A 19,763-nucleotide genomic window follows, 5' to 3' on the forward strand; every position below is an offset into this window, starting at 1 on the left:
AAAAAGGATGACGAACAAATGGACCTCTCCGAAATCAAAAGCGCCATCGTGGCGCAGGGCAACCAGATCGCCGAATGGCAGAAGAAACAGGACGCGCGCTTCGCCGAGCTGGAAAATGAAGTTGACGAGGTGCTGAAGAAGGCCGGCCGCCCGGCCAACCCGGCAGCCGGCGGCACTCAAGCCGGCGACCAGGGCAAGCTGGCCGGCGCACTGCGCAAAGCATTCCAAGGCGACGACGCCGAAATCAAAGCGATGTCGGTGGGCTCCGATCCGGACGGCGGCTATCTCGTCGTGCCGCAGATGGACACGGTAGTTCGCCAGCTCCGCGAGCAAGTGAGCCCTATGTCCGGCCTGTGCCGCGAGATCATCGTCGACCGAGGTGACGCGGCCGTGCTGCCGTTCATTCGCGGAACCCTCGCCTCGGCGTGGGTGGGCGAAACCGACGCCCGACCCGACACCGACACGCTGCCCGTTGGCGAGAACCGCATTCCGCTGAACGAGCACTACACCTGCCCCGCCGTGTCGCAAAAACTACTCGACACCGCGAGCTATGAGGTAGGCAGCATCATCGTTGAGCAGATCGCGCACGGCCTGGCAGTGTCCGAAGCTGCCGCCATCGTGACTGGCAACGGGGTGGGCAAGCCGCGCGGCATCGCAACCTATGCGACCGCAGCGACCGCCGACTCGGCGCGTGCGTGGGGCACCATCCAGCACATTGCGACGGGCGCATCCGGCGCATGGCATACCACGAAGTTCGATCCGCTGTGCGACGCCATCGCCGCACTGCAACCGGCCTACCGCCAGAATGCGGTCTGGATGATGTCACGCGGCACGCTGGCGAGCCTTCGCAAGCTGAAGGAGGCCAGCACCGACCGTTACCTGCTCGAGCCTTCGTTGCAGGCCGGCGAGCCCTGGCGCCTGATGGGCTTCCCGGTCGTCATCAACGACGGCACCCCGGCGATTGCAGCGGACAGCCTCTCGGTCTGGCTCGGCGACTTCAAGCAGGCATACGCCGTCGTCCGCCAGCCGGGCATCAAGCTGCTGCGCGACCCCTACACCGCGAAGGGCCAAGTGAAGTTCTACGCCTATGCCCGCGTGGGTGGCGACCTCATCAACTCCGAGGCGATCAAGGCGGTCAAGTTCGCTGCGGCCTGATCCACACCCCCGAGCCGGGCGGGCCGCTAGTGCGGAAAGCCCGGACAGGCTTTAGTCGGACAGTGGCCTGTTTCCAAACCAACCCCGACAGCCGGCGGCACACCAGTTGCTCATGATGGCGCTCCAGAGTGCGCGGCCGGCAAACAACAGCACGCCTGGGCTTTCGAGCCTGGGCGTTTTCATGTGTGAGGTGAGCCATATGCAGCCGCTAGAGCGAGTCGTAAGCCTTGAGGATATCGGCCCCGAGCTAAGCCTATGGCTAGCGGTCGTCGGGCAACTGATCGAGGACGCCATCGACTTCGCAAAGCATGGCGACGACCGGCACGGCTACAGGCTAGAGGCGCATCTCGAACTGAACCGACCTGGGCCGATGCTGCAACGCTTGACCGGGCTGGCCGGCGTGGATCGTGACACGGTGCTGGCAGCCTACCGGCGCAGGCTGAAGGGGTACGCGGTCGCTAAGTCACCGACCTGCGGACCGGAAACCGGCCGGTTAAGTCCGCATCCATAAACGTACATTTTTCCCGGAAAGCGCACATGAAGCTGACGATGCTGAAACCCCGCGTGGCAACGCTCAAGGCATCGCCTGTGCGCACGATCACCCCCGGCTCATGGCGTGGCGACAAGACCAGCACAGGGCGCGGTTATGGGTACAAGTGGCAGCAGGCTAGAGCGCGGTTCCTGAAGGCGCACCCGCTGTGCAGCTACTGCCAGCGCGAAGGGCGTATCACCCTGGCGACCGTTGTCGACCACATCGAGCCGCATCGAGGAGATGAGCGGCTGTTCTGGGATCAAGGCAACTGGATGGCGCTGTGTGCGTCGTGTCACTCCAGCGTCAAGCAGCGCGAGGAGGCGAAAGGGGAAGGGGGCATCGCATCTCCAGGCAGGCCGACTTTCTAGACCGCTCGGCATCGCACGCGCAGAAAAAACCCCCCGTTTTGAAAACAATCAAATTGCCCGTTTCCGATACGCCCCGCCTATCACGCTAGGAAGCCCGCCATGACCGCCGAAGCCCTGCACCATACCGATGCATCATCCCGGCCTGCTGCGCCCGCTGTGGCCCGTTCTAGGCGGTCTGCGACTGAACCCGAGAGCTGCGAGCCTGAACTCGCGCTGTGGTCGGCGGCACTGGTCCTGCTGCTCGAGGATGCGACCGACTACCTGCGCCGCGGTGACGACAAGCGCGGCATTCGAGGCGCGGCTTACCGTGACGTGATGCAGGCCGGCCCGATGCTGCTGCACGTGTGCGGCATGGCTCGCGTTGATCCGCACCTGGCGCGCGAGTGGTGGCAGCGCAGAGCGCGGTGCATTTTTGGCACACTTGACAGCAGAAAAGCGCAATACAGGGCAACATTACACAACGTTACAAGTTCTCCAAGTCACTGAATCTATTGCGCTAGTTTGTTGTGTTCTGTTGCGCTTGTTGCATGACACTCGGATTCAAAATCCGCCGCCGCAAGGTGTAAGGGTTCGAGTCCCTTTCCCGGCACCAGGGGCTTCGCGTGCGTGCCGGACCGCGCGCAGCCTGTCTCCCGCCTTGCACTCCCGTATTCCTGCATATACCCGCCCGGTTTTCCGGTGCGCCTCGGCGTCGAGGCCCGCGATTCTGGATCGCCTGCCGGCGAAAATCAAATCTCCTCCGCTTGTCCCCGCTGCGCCGGTGCCGTCGCCGCGTCGCTGATCGCACGTACCGCCGGGTGGGTCAGCCTGCGCTCGACCGAGATCGCGTAGTAGGTTTCGATCACGCCGCCGGCGTCCCCCAGATGCACCAGCCCCGCCTGCCGGCACAACTGCTCGCCGACCCGCGCCGCGCTCGGGAAAACGCCCGCCCCGGCCTCGGCGAAGGCGCGCATCAGGGCGCTGTCATCGAACTCGCCGACGATGCGTGGATGCAGGTGGGCGGCCTCGATCCAGCGCAGCAGCGGGCCGCGGACGCTGGCTTCGGCGCCGGGCAGCAGCAGCGGGGCACCGTCCAGGCATTCGGGGAAACCCTTTTTCAGCGTCGCTACCAGCGCCGGCGTGGCGAAAAAGGCGATCGTCGAGTCGCCGAGGGCGTGGCTGTAGCCGCGCACGTCCATGTTCTGCGGCAGGGGACGGTCGGCCAGCACGACGTCGAGCTTGTGGATCGCGAGTTCACCGAGCAAGGTGTCGAACTTGCCTTCCCGGCAGACGATGCGCATCGGCTCGGGAAGGTCCAGCGACGGTGCCAGCAGCAGCCAGGCGATCGTTTTCGGCACCACGTCGGCGACGCCGACGCGAAACGGCACCGCGCGTCCGGTGGCACGGCTGCGCAGGGCCTCTTCCAGCTCGTTGCCGAGGTGAAAAATCTCTTCCGCGTAGTCGAGCACCATGCGTCCGGTCTCGGTCAGGACCAGGCCGCGGCCCTGGCGCTTGAACAGGTTGACCCCGAGTGCGGTCTCGAACGTAGCGATCTGCCCGGAAAGGGTCTGGGGCGCGAGTCCGGAACGTTCCGCCGCGCGCACGATCCCACCGGCGCGGGCAACGATCCAGAAGTGATGGAGCTGCTTGTAGTTCAGCATGGTCTGGCCTCGATCGGATGGGCTTGTCACTTTTCTGAAGCTTCGTAAAAACAGGATAAATATTCTGTTGAACCGAGATTTTATCGAAGTGTCTGAGCCTTAACATGCGTCGAGGCGCTGGGCCCGACGGTGATTGCGCGACAACAACAGGAGACTCGAGATGCGTATCGACCTGCAGTGTGACGGGGTGAAGGCGACGCCCGGCCTGGATGACTACGTGAGCCGGCGGATGCGCGGTGCGATCGGCCGCTTTCGCGATCACATCCAGTGGGCACGGGTGAAAGTGGCCGATGGCGACGGCGCGGACAAGCGTTGCGTGGTACAACTGCGGCTGCGCAATCTGCCGGACGTGGTGTTTGCGATCAAGCAGCTCGATGTGCGCGCTGCGGTCGACGCTGCGGCGGAGCGGGTGGCGCGGGTTCTGGCCCAGCGCGTGCGCCGCCAGCACAAGCCGGGCCGCGCAGCGGCCGCCCCGATTGCGGCGCTGCCCGCCTGAAGTCCGGCCAGCCTTGTCCTGAAAGCCTGTCTCCAAGGGCCGTTTTCCCCGGCCCCGAAGACCATTCATCCTTCTGGAGGAACCCCTGCAATGGAAAACCGCATCACGACAATGCGCCGCACCGAAGCTTCGGTGCTGTCGACCAACAAGGTCATCCGCAACACTTACATGCTGCTGTCGCTGACGCTGGCCTTCTCGGCGCTGACTGCCGGGCTGTCGGTGGCGATGGGTCTGCCGCACCCGGGTCTGATCCTGACCCTGGTGGGCTACTTCGGTCTGTTGTTCCTGACCACCAAGTTCCGCAACAGCGGCCTGGGCATCGTGTTCGTGTTCGCGCTCACCGGCTTCATGGGCTTCACCCTCGGCCCGATCATCTCCGCCTACCTGTCGCTGCCCAACGGCGGCAGCATCGTGATGCAGGCGATGGCCGGCACGGCGGCGATCTTCCTTGGCCTGTCGGCCTACGCGGTGACCACCAGGAAGGATTTTTCCTTCATGGGCGGCTTCCTCATGGTCGGCATCCTGGTGGCCTTCCTCGCCGGCCTGGGCGCGGTCTTCTTCTCGATTCCGGCGCTGTCGCTGACCGTGTCGGCCGCCTTCGTGCTGCTGATGTCGGGTCTGATCCTGTATGAGACCAGCAACATCATCCACGGCGGCGAAACCAACTACGTGATGGCCACGGTGACGCTGTTCGTGTCGATCTTCAACCTCTTCACCAGCCTGCTGCACCTGCTCGGCTTCGCCAGCAACGACTGATCCGCAGCGCCTCTGGCGGTGCGCAGCGCAATGAGCGGGGCGGTCGCCGGAGGGCGGCCGCCCCGCGTCGTCTGGCGACGCGCCGCGTGTGGCAGTGCAGCGTGGACAGGCCACGCCGTGGTCCGCCTGGCGTTACAATGGCGCACATTTTTGACTGGGAACGGCTGGATGAAGACCACCTTTCTGGATTTCGAAACGGCGATCGCCGAACTTGAAGCGAAGATCGACCAACTGCGGTTCGTGCAGGACGACCCGGCGGTCGACATCTCCCAGGAGATCGCGCGCCTGGAGGCCAAGAGCCAGTCGCTGACCAAGGAACTCTACGCCAAGCTCACGCCGTGGCAGATCGCCCAGGTCGCGCGCCACCCGCAGCGCCCCTATACGCTCGACTACGCCGGGCTGATGTTCACCGACTTCGAGGAGCTGCACGGCGACCGTAGCTATGCCGACGACAAGGCGATCGTCGGCGGCCTGGCGCGCTTCAACGGCCAGAGCTGCGTGGTGATCGGCCACCAGAAGGGGCGCGACACCAAGGAGAAGATCGCGCGCAACTTCGGCATGCCCCGCCCCGAGGGCTATCGCAAGGCGATGCGGCTGATGAAGCTCGCTGAGAAGTTCGGCCTGCCGGTGTTCACCTTCGTCGACACCCCGGGTGCCTACCCCGGCATCGGCGCCGAGGAGCGCGGCCAGTCCGAGGCGATCGGCCACAGCATCTACCTGATGGCCGAGCTCAAGGTGCCGGTGGTCAGCACCATCATCGGCGAAGGCGGCTCGGGTGGCGCGCTGGCGATTGCGGTCGCCGACCAGGTGCTGATGCTGCAGTACTCGACCTACTCGGTGATCTCGCCCGAAGGCTGCGCCTCCATCCTGTGGAAGAGCGCGGAGAAGGCCGCCGATGCGGCCGAGACCATGGGCATCACCGCGGCGCGGCTGAAGTCGCTGAACCTGATCGACAAGGTGGTCACCGAGCCGGTCGGCGGGGCGCATCGCGACGCGCGCGCGATGGCGGCCACGCTCAAGCGCGCGCTCACCGACGCGCTGCGCGAACTGGAAGCGCTGACCCCTTCGGAACTTGTCGCCCAGCGCTACGACAAGCTGATGAGTTACGGGCGCTACAAGGAAAAGGCGGCCTGAGCGGGGCCTGCGCCGCAGCGGCGGCGTGATCCCGCGGCATGGCGGCCGGGCACCATGGGCATGGTCGTGCACGATGACCTGCGCGTCGAAGTTGGCCGCGTGCTCGCCGCCGCCGGCGTAGGGGCGCAGAGTCGGTTGTGCTGTGCGCTGTCGGGCGGGGTGGACTCGGTGTCCTTGTTTACCCTGCTGTGCACCCTGCAGGCGGATTTCGGCTATGCGTTGTCGGCCGCGCACGTCCATCACCGCCTCAGCCCGAACGCCGACGCCTGGGCGGCGGCCTGCGCCGGGCGTTGCGCTCAGGTCGGGATTCCTTTCCGGCTGTTGCGCGTGACGGTGGCGCGGGACCATCCCGGCGGCCTCGAGGCGGCGGCGCGCGAAGCCCGCCATGCAGCCCTCGACAGCCTCGATTGCGACTGGCTGGTGTTCGGCCATCATCAGGACGATCAGGCTGAAACCGTGCTGTTCCGCCTGCTGCGCGGCGCCGGCGTGCATGGCGCGGCGGCGATGGCGGCGTTCGATCGCTGCCGGCCGGCGGTGCGCCCGGGACGCCTGCGCCCGCTGCTCGGTGTGCGCCGGGCGCAGATTCTCGCCTGGGCGCGCGCGGCCGGCCTGCACTGGGGCGAGGACGAGAGCAACGCCGACACCCGCTACACGCGCAATGCCCTGCGTCACCAGCTGCTGCCGGTCGCCGAACGCATCTTCCCCGCCGCGGTGCCCGCGCTGGCGCGTGCCGCGGAAAACTTTCGCGAAGCCGACGCCCTGCTCGACGAGCTTGCCGCGCTCGACGCCGCCGCCTGCGGCGGCGGCCCCTGGTCCCGTTCGGCCGTGCTGGCGCTCGGCGCGGCACGGCTGGGGAACCTGTTGCGCTGGCAGCTGCGCCGCGGCGGGGCGCTGGCGCCGTCGCGCGCGCGCCTGGTCGAGGCGGTGCGTCAGCTCCACGTCGCAGACGCGGACACGCCGCTGCGCCTGGTGCTCGGTACCTGGGCCTGCTGCGCGTATCGCGATGCGCTGTGGCTCGAGCCGGATGAAGCGGCCGCTGCGCCCGCGGCGCGGGACTGGCGGGGGGAGGCGACGCTGCCGTGGGGCGCGGGGGAGGTCGTGTTCGAGCCGACGCTGGGGGCCGGGCTGAGCCGTGCACGCTTGTCCGGGGCGGGCGCGGTGAGGCTGGAGGCGCGCCGGCAGGGGATGAAGCTGCGCCTCGATTGGCGCCGCCCGCGGCGCAGTTTCAAGAACCTGTGCCAGGAGGCGGCGGTTCCGGCCTGGTTGCGTGCGCGCCTGCCGGTGCTGTGGGTGGAGGGGGAACCGGTCTGGGTAGCGGGGATCGGGGTGGCGGCGGAGTTCGCCTGCGCCGCCGGCGAACCGGGGGTGATCCCGCGCTGGCGCTTGTCCGGCGCGGATCCCGCCCGCGGGAGCGGCTGAGCCTGGAGCGGTTTCCTCTCCTGGCGCGCCGCCGGTCCGGTTGTTCAGTCGCGCAGTATGGTCAGTTGCTGCGCCAGTTCCACCGCCGAGCGCACCTCCATCTTGTCGAAGATGCGCGAGCGGTGGGCTTCGACGGTGCGCATCGAAATCGACAGCTCGTCGGCGATGACCTTGTTGTACTTGCCTTCCAGGATCAGGTTCATGACTTCCCGTTCGCGGCTGGTCAGCGGCGCCAGCCGGGCTTCGATCGTTTCACGGCTGGCGGCGGCGCGCTGGTGTTCGGCATCGGCGGCAAGCGCTTTCTCCACCAGATCGACGAGGTCGTGGTCGTTGAACGGTTTTTCGATGAAATGGAACGCGCCTTTCTTCAGCGCCGATACCGCCATCGGCACGTCGCCGTGGCCGGTGATGAAGATCACCGGCAGGGTGCAGCCGCGCGCGAGCAGGGTGTCGAAGCATTCCAGTCCGCTCATTCCCGCCATGCGGATGTCGAGCACGATGCAGCCGCGCCAGCCGGGCTGCCAGGCGTCGACGAAAGCTTCGCCACCGGGCCAGGCGCGGCAGGCGACGCCGCGGGTCTTGAACAGCCATTGGAGGGCGTCGCGGATGGCTTCGTCGTCGTCGATGATGTGGGTGCAGGCAGGGATCATGCGGAGTCGAGGTCAACGGGGAGCGACAAGGTGAAAAGGGTACCGCCATCGGGGCGGGCTGCGAAGCCCAGGCGGCCATGGTGCAGCTCGGCGATCGAGCGGCAGATGTTCAGCCCCATACCCATGCCTTCGGGTTTGGTGGTGAAAAACGGCTCGAACAGGCGGGCGCTGATCTCGTCGGCGATCCCGCTGCCGCGGTCGGCCACGGTGACGGTGACGAAGCGGTCGTCGCCCGCGGTGGCGATCTCGACCCGGCGCCGGCTGGCCGGAGTGTCGCGCATCGAGTCGATCGCGTTGCGCACCAGGTTGACCACGATCTGTTCGATCATCACCGCGTCGACCGCCACCGGCGGCAAGGCCGGGGCGAGATCGGCGAGGATGCTCACCCGGCGTTTGCGCGCGTCGGCCTCGATCAGGCCGACGGCGTCGCGGATCACCGCGTTGAGGTCGAGCACTTCGCGGCGGGGTTCGGCGCGGCGCACGAAGTCGTGCACCCGGCGGATGATCTCGCCCGCGCGCCGGGCCTGGCGGGCAATGCGCTGGTGGATGTCGAGCAGTTCGGCGGGGTCGAGCTCGTCGCCCTGCAGGCGGTTGATGCAGCCCGAGTTGTAGCTGGTGATCGCCGCCAGCGGCTGGTTGAGCTCGTGGGCGAGGGTGGAGGCCATTTCGCCCATCGTGATCAGGCGCGAGCTCTGCTGCAGGCGCTCTTCCTGCTGGCGAGCCTGCTCGCGCGCGCGCTTCTGCTCGGTGATGTCGAGCACCGAACCCATCCAGCCGGCATGGCGGCCGTGGGCGTCGATCAGCGGCGCTTCGAACACCAGCACGTCGAGCGCTTCGCCGTTCTTGCGCCGCAGGCGGACTTCGGTGCCTTCGGCGGTGCTTTCGCCGGCCATGATTTCGCGGTGCACTTCGAAGGTCTGCTCGAGCCGCTCCGGGTCCCAGTAGGGCATCGGCGGCTTGAGCCCGATCAGTTCCTCCGCAGCGAAGCCGGTCATGCGGCAGAACGCCGAGTTGACGTAGGTCAGCCGGCCGTCGAGGTCGCGGGCGCGCATTCCGGTGCGCATCGAATCCTCCATCGCCTTGCGGAACGCGGATTCGGTGCGCAGCGCGGTTTCGGCCTGCTGGCGGCGGGAGAGCTGGCGGCGCAGCTGGACCACGCTCCAGACGATGATCCCGCCCAGGAGCACGATCGAGGCACCCAGCAGCAGCGGAATCCAGCGCGTTTCGGACTTGTAGGCGGTGATCTGCAGGGTCAGGCCGTGCCCCGGCGGATCGAACGACATCGAGTAGGCGAGCCGCGGGGAAAGGGGGGCGACCTTGGATTTGGCGGCGATTTCCCGGCCGTCGGCGTCGAGCACCGCGACCCGGTAGCGCTCCGAGAACCACCACGGCAGCTCACGCACGACCAGGTCCGACAGCGAATACACGCCCACCACGACGCCGAGCAGGGATTCGTCGGACCACAGCGGGACGTGGACTTCGAAGTGGTGGGCGTTGCCGGTGGCGGGATAGGCTGGGCCATACACCGGGCGGCCGACGCTGCGTGCCAGTTCGAACGTGGCCGGAGTCGGCGCGCGGTTTCCGCCCGCGGCCTCCGCCGGGCGCGGCGGCAGGGCGCCGGCGAGGCGGCCGTCGGGTGCGAGCCACAGGATCTGCACCAGTCCGCGCTCGGGGTTGAGCAGATGGGCGAGGCTGGCTTCGGTCTGCGGCGACAGCGAGGTGCCGGCGAACAGCTCGGCGCCGAGCTGTTGCAGGTGGATCTCGTTGCGATCGAGCTGAAAGCGCAGGTTCTGTTCCATCCACAGCACGTCGTTGAGCAGCGTGGTGCGCTGTTCGTCGGCGTCGTACTCGCGCGTCAGCCATACCAGGGCGGCAATCGCGCCGAGGAACAGGGCCAGGCTCAGGAAGGGCAGGCGCTGAACCCAGCGGTTGCGGGCACCCGGAGGCGGCAGGGTCGTCGAGGGGGGAAGAGGGCTCATGGACTCGGGCGGGGGGGCGGAGCCGTTGTGGTTTTCCCTTCTGTGGTATTCCACAATAGCGATCGGGCGGAACCCAAACGATACTGATCTGCAGCACAGCCGAATTTATCGCCGTGCTCCGGCCCCGGGAAGCGCCGCGGGCCGAAAAAATTCATCGATGTCGTTGATGCGGAGGAGAGAGTCTCATGAAAATGCGCGCACTTCTGGTCGGTCTGGTTGCGGTCGGCTTGTCTGCCGCTGCGGTCGCGGCGGAGCCGATCGTGATCAAGTTCAGCCACGTTGTCGCCCAGGACACGCCCAAGGGCAAGGCGGCGGACAAGTTCAAGGAACTTGCCGAGCAATACACCCAGGGCGCGGTGAAGGTCGAAGTCTATCCGAACAGCACGCTGTACAAGGACAAGGAAGAGATGGAAGCGCTGCAGCTCGGCGCGGTCCAGCTGCTGGCGCCGTCGCTGGCCAAGTTCGGCCCGCTCGGCGTGCGCGAGTTCGAAGTGTTCGACCTGCCCTACATCTTCGACGGCTACGAAGCGCTGAACAAGGTCACCCAGGGGGCGGTCGGCGCCCAGCTGCTGGCCAAGCTCGAGCCCAAGGGCATCCGCGGCCTGGCGTACTGGGACAACGGCTTCAAGTCCTTCTCGGCGAACTCGCCGATCAACAAGCCCGAAGACCTGCGCGGCAAGAAGATGCGCATCCAGTCGTCGAAGGTGCTCGAAGAGCAGATGCGCGAAATCAAGGCGCTGCCGCAGGTGATGGCCTTCTCCGAGGTCTATCAGGCGCTGCAGACCGGGGTGGTCGACGGTACCGAGAACCCGCACTCCAACCTCTACACCCAGAAGATGCATGAAGTGCAGAAGCACATGACGCTGACCGACCACGGTTACCTGGGCTATGCGGTGATCACCAACAAGAAGTTCTGGGACGGACTGCCGGCCGAGGTGCGCACCCAGCTCGACAAGGCGATGAAGGAATCGACCCTCTACGCCAACCAGATCGCCAAGGAAGAGAACGACAAGGCACTGGCGGCGGTGAAGGCGTCGGGCAAGACCGAAGTCCACACCCCGACTGCGGAAGAGAAGGCGGCGTTCAAGAAGGCCCTGGTGCCGGTGCACAAGAAGATGGAGTCGCGCATCGGTAAGGATCTGATCCAGTCGATCTACACCGAAACCGGCTTCGATCCGGCCAAGCTCTGATCCGTCCGCACCCAGACCCAGGCACGCCCGTCAGGCTCCTTCCGAGCGACGGGCGTTTTTTCGGGGGAAAACAATCATGAACAAGCTTCTCGACCGCCTCGAGGAAATCATCATCGCCAGCCTGATGGCCGTGGCGACGATCGTGATCTTCGTCTCGGTGGTGCATCGCTATGCCTCGGGCTACGAGATTCCCGTGGTGCAGGACTGGCTGCTCGACATGAACGTCGGCTGGGCCCAGGAGTTCTGCATCATCCTCTTCGTGTGGATGGCCAAGTTCGGCGCCGCCTACGGCGTGCGTACCGGCATCCACGTCGGTGTCGACATCCTGATCAACAAGCTCTCCGGCACGCCGCGCGCCGCGCTGATCCAGCTCGGCCTGGTGTGCGGGGTGGTGTTTACCGCGCTGATCGGGCTTTTCGGTTCCCTCTTCGTATGGGAGAACGGGATGGCCTACGAAACGCTCAGCCTGCTCGGGCGCGACATCGGCGACTACTACGAAGGCCCGACCACGCCCGACCTCGAATGGCCGACCTGGATCGTGTATTCGGCGGTGCCGCTCGGTTCCTTCCTGATGTGCTACCGCTTCCTGCAGGTGATGGTGAGCTTCGCCCGCAGCGGCGAGCTGCCCACCCACGACCACGGCCACGTCGAAGGACTCGACGAGGCGCAGGACCCGAACGTGCTGCTCGAAGGCGAGTCGATCACGCTCGGCGAGGATGTCGAGCACGGGCATGCCGGCATGAGCGACGAAGAGTGGGCGAAGACCCATCCGAAGCGCCCCGGCGGCAAGAACTGAGGCGAGGACGCAGACATGACCAACACCCTTGCAATCTTCGGCCTGCTCGTCGTCCTGATGGCGATCGGCATGCCGGTCGGCGTGGCGCTCGGCCTCACCGTGCTGAGCTTCATGTTCATCTTCACCGACGTCCCGCTCGAATCCGTGGCGCTGAAGATGTTCACCGGGATCGAGAAGTTCGAGATCATGGCGATCCCGTTCTTCATCCTCGCCGGCAACTTCCTCACCCACGGCGGGGTGGCGCGGCGCATGATCAACTTCGCCACCGCGATGGTCGGGCACTTGCGCGGCGGCCTGGGCATGAGCGCGGTGCTCGCCTGCGCCCTGTTCGCGGCGGTGTCGGGCTCGAGCCCGGCGACGGTGGTGGCGATCGGCTCGATCCTGATCCCGGCGATGATCAAGCAGGGCTACCCGGTGCGCTTCGGTGCCGGCGTGGTGGCCTCGGCCGGCGGCCTGGGCATCCTCATTCCGCCCTCGATCGTGATGGTGATGTACGCGGTGACGACCAACTCCTCGGTCGGCGCGCTGTTCATGGCGGGGGTGATCCCGGGGATCCTGCTCGCCTTCATGCTCGGCCTGTGCACCTGGTACGTGGCGCGCAAGCACAACTATCCGACCATGCCGGCGGTGGGCTGGGGCGAGCGCATCAAGCACTTCCGCAAGGCGTTCTGGGGCCTGATGCTGATCGTGGTGGTGATGGGCGGCATCTACTCGGGGATGTTCACCCCGACCGAGGCGGCGGCGATGAGCGCGGTGTACGCCTTCTTCATCGCGGTGTTCGTGTACAAGGACCTGAGCTTCAGGCAGATCCCGCGCGTGCTGCTCGATTCGGCCAACATGAGCGCGATGCTGCTGTTCATCATCGCCAGCGCGGTGCTGTTCTCCTTCATCCTCACCAGCGAGCAGATCCCGCAGCGCATGGCCGATGCGATCGTCGCCAGCGGCATGGGGCCGATCGGCTTCCTGATCGTGGTGAACCTGCTGCTGCTGGTGGCCGGGGCGCTGATGGAGCCGTCCTCGATCATCCTGATCCTGGCGCCGATCCTGTTCCCGGTGGCGGTCGCCCTGGGGATCGACCCGATCCACTTCGGGGTGATGATCGTGGTCAACATGGAGATCGGCATGATCACCCCGCCGGTAGGGCTGAATCTGTTCGTCGCCAGCGGTGTGACCAAGGCCGGCCTCACCGAGATGAGCAAGGCGGTGATGCCCTGGCTGTACACGATGCTGGTGTTCCTGATGATGATCACCTACATCCCGAGTATCTCCACTTTCCTGCCCCGGGCGCTGGGCATGATGTAAGCGCCGCGGCCCGGCCGTACTGCGCGACCCGGCCGGGCCGCGCGCTGCAATCCCCGCAAGGCGGAGACGCCCGGCGGGGATTGTTTTTTTGCCCCCATGCTTGCGCCGGGATACATTCGTGTGCCCGGCGGGCGCATCGGCGTCACGCGAAACCTGTTAAAATTTCGCGCTTTTTTCTAAACCTCACGCTTTTCCAAGCGCAGTTCCGGAGTTTTTCCATGGCAATCGAACGCACCCTGTCCATCATCAAGCCCGACGCCGTCGCCAAGAACGTGATCGGCCAGATCTACGCCCGCTTCGAAGGCGCTGGCCTGAAGATCATCGCCGCGAAGATGGTGCACCTGTCCGAGCAGGAAGCCGGGCAGTTCTACGCGGTGCACAAGGAGCGTCCCTTCTTCAAGGATCTGGTGTCGTTCATGACCTCCGGCCCGGTGATGATCCAGGCGCTGGAAGGCGACAACGCGATCGCCAAGAACCGCGAGCTGATGGGCGCCACCGACCCGAAGAAGGCCGACAAGGGCACCATCCGCGCCGACTTCGCCGACAGCATCGACGCCAACGCGGTGCATGGTTCGGATGCGCCGGAGACGGCCGCGGTCGAAGTGGCTTTCTTCTTCCCCGGGATGAACGTTTACTCGCGCTGAACGGTCCATTCGGACGGCCCTCACGCTGGTTTCGCGGTGCCTCCCGCACCGCGTCCGGCGCGCCCGGGCCGTTTCCATTTGGCCTCAACCGTTCTCTGGAGTGAAGTTTCAGGCATGAGCATTTCCGCCCCGGCCGCCCCGGTCAATCTGCTCGATTTCGACGTCGACGGCCTCGTCACCTGGTTCGCCGGGCTGGGCGAGAAGCCGTTCCGCGCCCGCCAGGTGATGCGCTGGATGCATCGCGAGGGCTGTGACGACTTCGACGCGATGACCGACGTCGCCAAGTCGCTGCGCGCGAAGCTGAAGGAGGTCGCGACGATCCGCCCGCCACTGCCGGTGCGCGACGCGATCTCGGCCGACGGCACGCGCAAGTGGCTGCTCGACGTGGGCAACGCCAACGCGGTCGAGACCGTGTTCATCCCCGAAACCCATCGCGGCACCCTGTGCGTGTCTTCGCAGGCGGGCTGCGCGCTCGATTGCGCGTTCTGCTCGACCGGCAAGCAGGGCTTCAACCGCAATCTGTCGGCGGCCGAGATCATCGGCCAGCTGTGGCTGGCGAACACGCTGCTGGGCGCGGCGCGAGTCGACACGACCGAGCAGGCGCAGGATCTGGAAGCGGGCGAGCAGGACAACGGCCGCATCATCAGCAACGTCGTGATGATGGGGATGGGCGAGCCGCTCGCCAACTTCGACAACGTCGTCACCGCGCTGCGCCTGATGCTCGACGACCACGCCTACGGCCTGTCGCGCCGCCGTGTCACGGTGTCGACTTCGGGCATCGTGCCGGCGATCGACCGTCTCCGCGACGAATGTCCGGTGGCGCTGGCGGTGTCGCTGCACGCCTCCAACGACGCGCTGCGCGACCGCCTCGTGCCGATCAACCGGAAGTACCCGCTGCGCGAACTGATGGCCGCCTGCCAGCGCTACCTCGAGCGCGCACCGCGCGACTTCGTCACTTTCGAGTACGTGATGCTCGATGGCGTGAACGACAGCGATGCCCATGCGCGCGAACTCGTCGCCCTGGTGCGCGACACCCCGTGCAAGTTCAACCTGATTCCGTTCAACCCCTTCCCGCGCTCGGGGTTCGAGCGTTCGCCGGCGGATCGCATCCGCCGCTTCGCCGCGATCCTGCTCGAGGCCGGGATCGTCACCACCACGCGCAAGACGCGCGGGGACGACGTCGATGCGGCCTGCGGCCAGCTCGCCGGCCAGGTGCAGGACAAGACCCGGCGCAGCGTGCGCCTGCAGCGCGTGGGGGAGGCGCACAGATGAGGCGCGCGGCGCTGGCGATGGTAGCGGTGGCAGTGCTGGCGAGCGGCTGCGCCACGTCGCCGGGGGGCACGGTGGGGCCGTCGGTGAGCGCCAGCCGGCCCCTGTCGGACATCACTCCGGCCACTCCGGCGCAGGCGCGGGCACGCGTGCATGTGGACCTGGGCATGGCTTATTTCGAAATCGGGCGCTACGATGTCGCGCTCGACGAAGCGAAGATCGCGCTCGACGACAGCCCGAACTACGCCCCGGCCCTCCACCTGCTGGGCCTGGCCTACATGCTGATCGAGGAAAATGGCGCGGCCGGGGAGAACTTCGAGCGCGCGCTGCGTTTCGCGCCTGGCGACCCCGATTTCAACAACAGCTACGGCTGGTTCCTGTGCACCCAGGGGCGCGAGGTCGAAGGCCTGGAGCGGCTGGCGGTGGCGGCGCGCAACCCGTACTACCGCCATCCGGCCCGGCCGCTGACCAACGCCGGGCTGTGTCACCTGCGGCTGGCCGACGATGGCGCCGCGGAAGCGCAGTTCCAGCGTGCGCTGCAGGCCGATCCGGACAATGGCCAGGCGCTGTACCAGCTTGCTGCCATCGCCTACCGTGGCGGGCGTCTGGAGCAGGCGCGCACCTACCTGGTCCGGCTCCACCAGCGCCTCGGGCCGAACCCGGCTTCGGCCTGGCTCGGCCTGCGTACCGAGCGCCGCCTCGGCAACCACGATGCCGAGGCGAGCTACGCGGCACAGTTGCGCAGCCGTTTTGCGCAATCGGAAGAATATCAACTGATGACCCGAGGGAAGTTCGAGTGAGCAGCATCGAGAGCGAAAACCTTCCTGCCATGGCCGGTGAGTCCGCCGTGCCGTCGCCGGGCGCGCAGTTGCGGCGTGCACGCGAGGCGCGCGGCGAAGCAGTGGCGGAAGTCGCGTTTGCGCTCAAGCTCAACCCGCGCCAGATCGACGCCCTCGAGCGCGACGATTTCGCCGCCTTGCCCGGGATGGCCTTCGTGCGCGGCTTCCTGCGCAACTATGCGCGCTACCTGGGGCTCGACGCCGCGCCGCTGCTCGACGGCGTGCAGCGCCTGGCAGGGTCGGCAGCCCCCGACCTGTCGCCGATCCGCAATGCCGACGGCGACCTCCCCAGCCACGGCGGGCGGCGCCGGGGCGCGTTCCCCGCCGGGATGCTGGTGCTGGTGCTGGTGCTGATGGTCGCTGCGGGCTGGTATTTCGATGGGTTCCGGACCGAGCCGGTCGAGCCGGCGGAGAGCACCCCGGCCGCGCTCCTGGCGGCGCCGGTGGGGGCGATGGAGAGCGATGACAGCGGGCAGGCCCCGGCGGCGGGAGCGGCGCTGGTGGCGGGCAACCCGCTGCAGCCAGAGCCGCCCGCGAGCGCCGACACCGCGCCCGGGGCCGAGATCCCCGTCAAGCCCGGGACGCTGGCTGCTGCAGAGGGGGGCGTGCCGCCCGCGCCCGTCGCGCCGGTGCCGCCGGCTCGAGTTGCGGAAGACGGGGGCGGCGCGGGGAGTCCGTCGCCCGCCGCGCCCGAGGCGCAGGCCGGCGGGAGCGGCGGCCGGCTGGTGTTGCGCTTTGGCACAGACTCCTGGGTCGAGGTGCGCGACGCCGCGGGCGCCATCCTCCATTCCGGGCTCAACCGTGCGGGCACGGCCCGCACCGTGCAGGGCGCGCCCCCGTTCGCACTGGTGGTGGGCAATGCGGCGGGCGTGGCGGTCGAGTTCGACGGCCGGACGGTCGATCTCGCTGCCCATGCGCGCGGCTCGGTTGCCCGCCTGACTTTAGGTGAATAGTTGGAAGCGATGAACCAGGACAAGGATTTCCCCCCTCTCAGCGCCGCTCCCTGGCGCCGCCAGCGCACGCGGCAGGTCGCGATCGGCAAGGTCAGGGTCGGGGGCGAGGCGCCGGTCGTCGTCCAGTCGATGACCAACACCGACACCGCCGACGTGCTCGGCACCGCGATGCAGGTCGCCGAACTCGCCCGCGCGGGCTCGGAACTGGTGCGGCTGACGGTCAATAACGAAGCCGCGGCGAAAGCCGTGCCGCACATCCGCGACCGTCTGCTGGCGCTCGGCGTGGAGGTGCCGCTGATCGGCGATTTCCACTACAACGGCCACAAGCTGCTGAGCGATTTTCCCGCCTGCGCCGAAGCGCTCGCCAAGTTCCGCATCAATCCGGGCAATGTCGGTGCCGGTGCGAAGCGCGACCCGCAGTTTGCCGCGATCGTCGACCTCGCCTGCCGCTACCACAAGCCGGTGCGCATCGGAGTGAACTGGGGCAGCCTCGATCCGTCGGTGCTCGCCCGCATCATGGACGAGAATGCCCACCGCGCGACGCCGCGCGACGCGGGTGCGGTGATGCGCGAGGCGCTGGTGGTGTCGGCGCTCGAATCCGCGGCCAAGGCCGAGGAGTACGGGCTGGCCGCGGACCGCATCGTGCTGTCGGCGAAAGTGTCGAGCGTGCAGGATCTGATCGCGGTGTACCGCGATCTCGCCCGGCGCAGCGACTATGCCCTGCACCTGGGGCTGACCGAGGCCGGGATGGGGAGCAAGGGCATCGTCGCCTCGACTGCCGCACTCGCGGTGCTGCTGCAGGAAGGCATCGGCGACACCATCCGCGTCTCGCTGACGCCCGAGCCGGGCGGCAGCCGCAGCCAGGAAGTCGTGGTTGCGCAGGAGATCCTGCAGACCATGGGCCTGCGCGCGTTCACGCCGATGGTCACCGCCTGCCCGGGCTGCGGGCGCACCACCAGCACGGTGTTCCAGGAACTCGCCGCCGGCATCCAGGACTACGTCCGTGCCCAGATGCCGGTGTGGCGCGAGCAGTACGACGGCGTCGAGAACCTGACCCTGGCGGTGATGGGCTGCGTGGTCAATGGGCCGGGCGAGTCCAGGCATGCGAACATCGGCATCTCGCTGCCGGGGACCGGCGAATCGCCGGCGGCCCCGGTCTATGTCGATGGGGAAAAAGTCGCCACCTTGCGCGGCGACGGCATCGCTGCCGAGTTCACGGCCATCGTCGATCGCTACGTGGCGACGCGCTATGCAAGAAAGGCCGGCTGAGTCCGGCTCCAGGGACATGAACAAGGACGAGGGTGCGATCCACGCATCCCGCAACACGACAAGACGAACACAGCAATGAGCCAGACCTTGCAGGCGGTGCGCGGGATGAACGACATCCTGCCCGACGACGCCGAAACCTGGGAATACTTCGAAGACATCGTGCGCGACTGGCTGCAGAGCTACGGCTACCGCCCGATCCGGATGCCGCTGGTGGAGCCGACGCCGCTGTTCAAGCGCGCGATCGGCGAAGTCACCGACATCGTCGAGAAGGAGATGTATTCGTTCGAGGACGCCTTGAACGGCGAGCACCTGACGCTGCGCCCGGAAGGCACCGCCTCCTGCGTGCGGGCGGTGATCCAGCACAGCCTGATCCCGTCCGGCGGGCCGCAGCGCCTGTATTACTACGGGCCGATGTTCCGCCACGAGCGCCCGCAGAAGGGCCGCTACCGCCAGTTCCACCAGATCGGCGTGGAGGCGCTCGGTTTTGCCGGCCCCGAGACCGATGCCGAGCTGATCCTGATGTGCGCGCGGCTGTGGGACGACCTCGGGCTCGAGGATGTCGCGCTCGAGATCAACTCGCTCGGCTCGCCCGAGGAACGCGCGCAGCACCGCGCCGCCCTGATCGCCTACCTCGAGCTGCACCAGGAGCAACTCGACGAGGACGGCAGGCGCCGCCTCCACACCAACCCGCTGCGCATCCTCGACACCAAGAACCCGGCGCTGCAGGCGATCGTCGACGCTGCGCCGCGGCTCGCCGACTATCTCGGTGACGAATCGAAGGCCCACTTCGACGCGGTGCAGGTCTTCCTCAAGGATGCCGGGATTCCCTACCGGATCAACCATCGCCTGGTGCGCGGCCTGGACTACTACAACCGCACCGTGTTCGAGTGGGTCACGACGCGCCTCGGCGCGCAGGGTACGATCTGCGCCGGCGGGCGTTACGACGGCCTCTTCGAGCAGCTCGGCGGCAAGCCGCAGCCGGCCGCCGGCTTTGCCATCGGCATCGAGCGCCTGCTGCTGCTGTGGCAGGCCTGCGGTGGCGAGAGCGAGCGCATGGCGCCTGACGCCTACGTGGTCAGTGTCGGCGCCGCCGCCCAGCGCCTCGCCTTCCGTGCCGCCGAGGCGCTGCGCGAGCACGGCTTTGCGGTGCTGATGCACTGCGGCGGCGGCAGCTTCAAGTCGCAGATGAAAAAAGCCGACGCCAGCGCGGCCGCGGTCGCGGTGGTGATTGGCGAAGACGAGGCCGCGGCCGCTGAGGTCGGGCTCAAGCCCTTGCGCGGCGGCGGCGCGCAGCAGCGCGTCGCGCTCGAGACCCTGCCCGAGGCACTGGCAGGCTTGCTGTATCCTGAAGAATCCGTACAAGAGGATTGAT

The 19,763-nt window shown here is 67.3% G+C and carries 20 protein-coding genes; 17 read left to right on the forward strand and 3 right to left on the reverse strand.

Features of this window, described 5'->3' with window-relative positions; genetic code table 11:
* Window positions 1-18: 18 nt before the first annotated feature.
* From Tchl_RS04670 to Tchl_RS17705, 4 genes are all read left to right on the forward strand, one after another.
* The gene (locus Tchl_RS04670) at window positions 19-1,155 is read left to right on the forward strand and encodes a phage major capsid protein (RefSeq protein WP_083945153.1); all 1,137 of its coding nucleotides are present in this window, start codon (window positions 19-21) and stop codon (window positions 1,153-1,155) included.
* A gap of 112 nt (window positions 1,156-1,267) precedes the next feature.
* Window positions 1,268-1,666, forward strand: coding sequence for a hypothetical protein (locus Tchl_RS04675; protein WP_075147373.1), 399 nt, complete (start codon window positions 1,268-1,270; stop codon window positions 1,664-1,666).
* A gap of 26 nt (window positions 1,667-1,692) precedes the next feature.
* A complete protein-coding gene (locus Tchl_RS04680; RefSeq protein WP_075147374.1) occupies window positions 1,693-2,055 on the forward strand; it encodes an HNH endonuclease in 363 nt (120 codons plus the stop codon).
* A 99-nt stretch (window positions 2,056-2,154) separates the two neighbouring features.
* The gene (locus Tchl_RS17705; protein WP_146060754.1) at window positions 2,155-2,541 is read left to right on the forward strand and encodes a hypothetical protein; all 387 of its coding nucleotides are present in this window, start codon (window positions 2,155-2,157) and stop codon (window positions 2,539-2,541) included.
* A 242-nt stretch (window positions 2,542-2,783) separates the two neighbouring features.
* Here Tchl_RS17705 and Tchl_RS04685 read toward each other — a convergent pair whose 3' ends face one another.
* The gene (locus Tchl_RS04685) at window positions 2,784-3,695 is read right to left on the reverse strand and encodes a LysR family transcriptional regulator (RefSeq protein WP_075147375.1); all 912 of its coding nucleotides are present in this window, start codon (window positions 3,693-3,695) and stop codon (window positions 2,784-2,786) included.
* A gap of 160 nt (window positions 3,696-3,855) precedes the next feature.
* On the opposite strand from Tchl_RS04685, the gene Tchl_RS04690 reads away from it, so the two are divergent.
* The 4 genes from Tchl_RS04690 to tilS all read left to right on the forward strand — a co-directional run bounded on the left by Tchl_RS04690 (window position 3,856) and on the right by tilS (window position 7,500).
* Window positions 3,856-4,191: an HPF/RaiA family ribosome-associated protein gene (locus tag Tchl_RS04690; RefSeq protein WP_075147376.1), complete on the forward strand. Its 336-nt coding sequence runs from the start codon at window positions 3,856-3,858 to the stop codon at window positions 4,189-4,191.
* Window positions 4,192-4,281: 90 nt separating this feature from the next.
* Entirely contained in the window at window positions 4,282-4,947 is a 666-nt protein-coding gene (locus Tchl_RS04695; protein WP_075147377.1) for a Bax inhibitor-1/YccA family protein, read from the forward strand.
* A 168-nt stretch (window positions 4,948-5,115) separates the two neighbouring features.
* Window positions 5,116-6,081, forward strand: coding sequence for an acetyl-CoA carboxylase carboxyltransferase subunit alpha (locus Tchl_RS04700; RefSeq protein WP_075147378.1), 966 nt, complete (start codon window positions 5,116-5,118; stop codon window positions 6,079-6,081).
* 60 nt (window positions 6,082-6,141) lie between these two features.
* Window positions 6,142-7,500 carry a tRNA lysidine(34) synthetase TilS gene (gene tilS, locus Tchl_RS04705; RefSeq protein WP_075149574.1) on the forward strand — a complete coding sequence of 453 codons (1,359 nt, stop codon included), beginning with the start codon at window positions 6,142-6,144 and terminating at the stop codon, window positions 7,498-7,500.
* A 44-nt stretch (window positions 7,501-7,544) separates the two neighbouring features.
* On the opposite strand, the gene Tchl_RS04710 is transcribed toward tilS, so the two are convergent.
* A complete protein-coding gene (locus Tchl_RS04710) occupies window positions 7,545-8,150 on the reverse strand; it encodes a response regulator transcription factor (protein ID WP_075147379.1) in 606 nt (201 codons plus the stop codon).
* Entirely contained in the window at window positions 8,147-10,129 is a 1,983-nt protein-coding gene (locus Tchl_RS04715) for a sensor histidine kinase (RefSeq protein WP_075147380.1), read from the reverse strand. The genes Tchl_RS04710 and Tchl_RS04715 overlap by 4 nt, the downstream gene beginning before the upstream one ends.
* Window positions 10,130-10,314: 185 nt before the next feature.
* Here Tchl_RS04715 and Tchl_RS04720 point away from each other — a divergent pair, with 185 nt between their 5' ends.
* From Tchl_RS04720 to hisS, 9 genes are all read left to right on the forward strand, one after another.
* The gene (locus Tchl_RS04720; RefSeq protein WP_075147381.1) at window positions 10,315-11,319 is read left to right on the forward strand and encodes a TRAP transporter substrate-binding protein; all 1,005 of its coding nucleotides are present in this window, start codon (window positions 10,315-10,317) and stop codon (window positions 11,317-11,319) included.
* A 76-nt stretch (window positions 11,320-11,395) separates the two neighbouring features.
* On the forward strand, window positions 11,396-12,115 hold the full coding sequence (locus Tchl_RS04725) for a TRAP transporter small permease (protein WP_075147382.1): 720 nt from the start codon (window positions 11,396-11,398) through the stop codon (window positions 12,113-12,115).
* 15 nt (window positions 12,116-12,130) lie between these two features.
* Window positions 12,131-13,417 carry a TRAP transporter large permease gene (locus tag Tchl_RS04730; protein ID WP_075147383.1) on the forward strand — a complete coding sequence of 429 codons (1,287 nt, stop codon included), beginning with the start codon at window positions 12,131-12,133 and terminating at the stop codon, window positions 13,415-13,417.
* Window positions 13,418-13,635: 218 nt separating this feature from the next.
* Complete coding sequence (gene ndk / locus Tchl_RS04735) at window positions 13,636-14,061, forward strand: nucleoside-diphosphate kinase (RefSeq protein ID WP_075147384.1); 426 nt, start codon at window positions 13,636-13,638, stop codon at window positions 14,059-14,061.
* Between the two features lie 114 nt (window positions 14,062-14,175).
* Window positions 14,176-15,333 carry a 23S rRNA (adenine(2503)-C(2))-methyltransferase RlmN gene (gene rlmN, locus Tchl_RS04740; protein WP_075147385.1) on the forward strand — a complete coding sequence of 386 codons (1,158 nt, stop codon included), beginning with the start codon at window positions 14,176-14,178 and terminating at the stop codon, window positions 15,331-15,333.
* Window positions 15,330-16,130: a type IV pilus biogenesis/stability protein PilW gene (pilW, locus tag Tchl_RS04745; RefSeq protein WP_075147386.1), complete on the forward strand. Its 801-nt coding sequence runs from the start codon at window positions 15,330-15,332 to the stop codon at window positions 16,128-16,130. Before rlmN ends, pilW begins: the two co-directional genes overlap by 4 nt.
* Window positions 16,127-17,122, forward strand: a complete 996-nt coding sequence (locus Tchl_RS04750) for a RodZ domain-containing protein (protein WP_075147387.1) — start codon at window positions 16,127-16,129, stop codon at window positions 17,120-17,122. Before pilW ends, Tchl_RS04750 begins: the two co-directional genes overlap by 4 nt.
* 9 nt (window positions 17,123-17,131) lie before the next feature.
* A complete protein-coding gene (ispG, locus tag Tchl_RS04755) occupies window positions 17,132-18,391 on the forward strand; it encodes a flavodoxin-dependent (E)-4-hydroxy-3-methylbut-2-enyl-diphosphate synthase (protein WP_075147388.1) in 1,260 nt (419 codons plus the stop codon).
* A 75-nt stretch (window positions 18,392-18,466) separates the two neighbouring features.
* Window positions 18,467-19,762, forward strand: coding sequence for a histidine--tRNA ligase (hisS, locus tag Tchl_RS04760; RefSeq protein ID WP_075147389.1), 1,296 nt, complete (start codon window positions 18,467-18,469; stop codon window positions 19,760-19,762).
* Window position 19,763 lies beyond the last annotated feature (1 nt).

Origin of the sequence: Thauera chlorobenzoica (genome assembly GCF_001922305.1) — a bacterium.
In the GTDB taxonomy this organism is placed as follows: domain Bacteria; phylum Pseudomonadota; class Gammaproteobacteria; order Burkholderiales; family Rhodocyclaceae; genus Thauera; species Thauera chlorobenzoica.

Coding starts and splice junctions, on each gene's coding strand:
- Tchl_RS04700 (WP_075147378.1), top strand. CDS start 5,116: ATGAAGACCACCTTTCTGGATTTCGAAACGGCGATCGCCGAACTTGAA.
- Tchl_RS04680 (WP_075147374.1), top strand. CDS start 1,693: ATGAAGCTGACGATGCTGAAACCCCGCGTGGCAACGCTCAAGGCATCG.
- Tchl_RS04670 (WP_083945153.1), top strand. CDS start 19: ATGGACCTCTCCGAAATCAAAAGCGCCATCGTGGCGCAGGGCAACCAG.
- Tchl_RS04690 (WP_075147376.1), top strand. CDS start 3,856: ATGCGTATCGACCTGCAGTGTGACGGGGTGAAGGCGACGCCCGGCCTG.
- pilW (WP_075147386.1), top strand. CDS start 15,330: ATGAGGCGCGCGGCGCTGGCGATGGTAGCGGTGGCAGTGCTGGCGAGC.
- tilS (WP_075149574.1), top strand. CDS start 6,142: ATGGTCGTGCACGATGACCTGCGCGTCGAAGTTGGCCGCGTGCTCGCC.
- Tchl_RS04720 (WP_075147381.1), top strand. CDS start 10,315: ATGAAAATGCGCGCACTTCTGGTCGGTCTGGTTGCGGTCGGCTTGTCT.
- hisS (WP_075147389.1), top strand. CDS start 18,467: ATGAGCCAGACCTTGCAGGCGGTGCGCGGGATGAACGACATCCTGCCC.
- Tchl_RS04710 (WP_075147379.1), bottom strand. CDS start 8,150: ATGATCCCTGCCTGCACCCACATCATCGACGACGACGAAGCCATCCGC.
- rlmN (WP_075147385.1), top strand. CDS start 14,176: ATGAGCATTTCCGCCCCGGCCGCCCCGGTCAATCTGCTCGATTTCGAC.
- Tchl_RS17705 (WP_146060754.1), top strand. CDS start 2,155: ATGACCGCCGAAGCCCTGCACCATACCGATGCATCATCCCGGCCTGCT.
- ndk (WP_075147384.1), top strand. CDS start 13,636: ATGGCAATCGAACGCACCCTGTCCATCATCAAGCCCGACGCCGTCGCC.
- Tchl_RS04675 (WP_075147373.1), top strand. CDS start 1,268: ATGATGGCGCTCCAGAGTGCGCGGCCGGCAAACAACAGCACGCCTGGG.
- Tchl_RS04695 (WP_075147377.1), top strand. CDS start 4,282: ATGGAAAACCGCATCACGACAATGCGCCGCACCGAAGCTTCGGTGCTG.
- Tchl_RS04685 (WP_075147375.1), bottom strand. CDS start 3,695: ATGCTGAACTACAAGCAGCTCCATCACTTCTGGATCGTTGCCCGCGCC.
- Tchl_RS04715 (WP_075147380.1), bottom strand. CDS start 10,129: ATGAGCCCTCTTCCCCCCTCGACGACCCTGCCGCCTCCGGGTGCCCGC.
- ispG (WP_075147388.1), top strand. CDS start 17,132: ATGAACCAGGACAAGGATTTCCCCCCTCTCAGCGCCGCTCCCTGGCGC.
- Tchl_RS04725 (WP_075147382.1), top strand. CDS start 11,396: ATGAACAAGCTTCTCGACCGCCTCGAGGAAATCATCATCGCCAGCCTG.
- Tchl_RS04730 (WP_075147383.1), top strand. CDS start 12,131: ATGACCAACACCCTTGCAATCTTCGGCCTGCTCGTCGTCCTGATGGCG.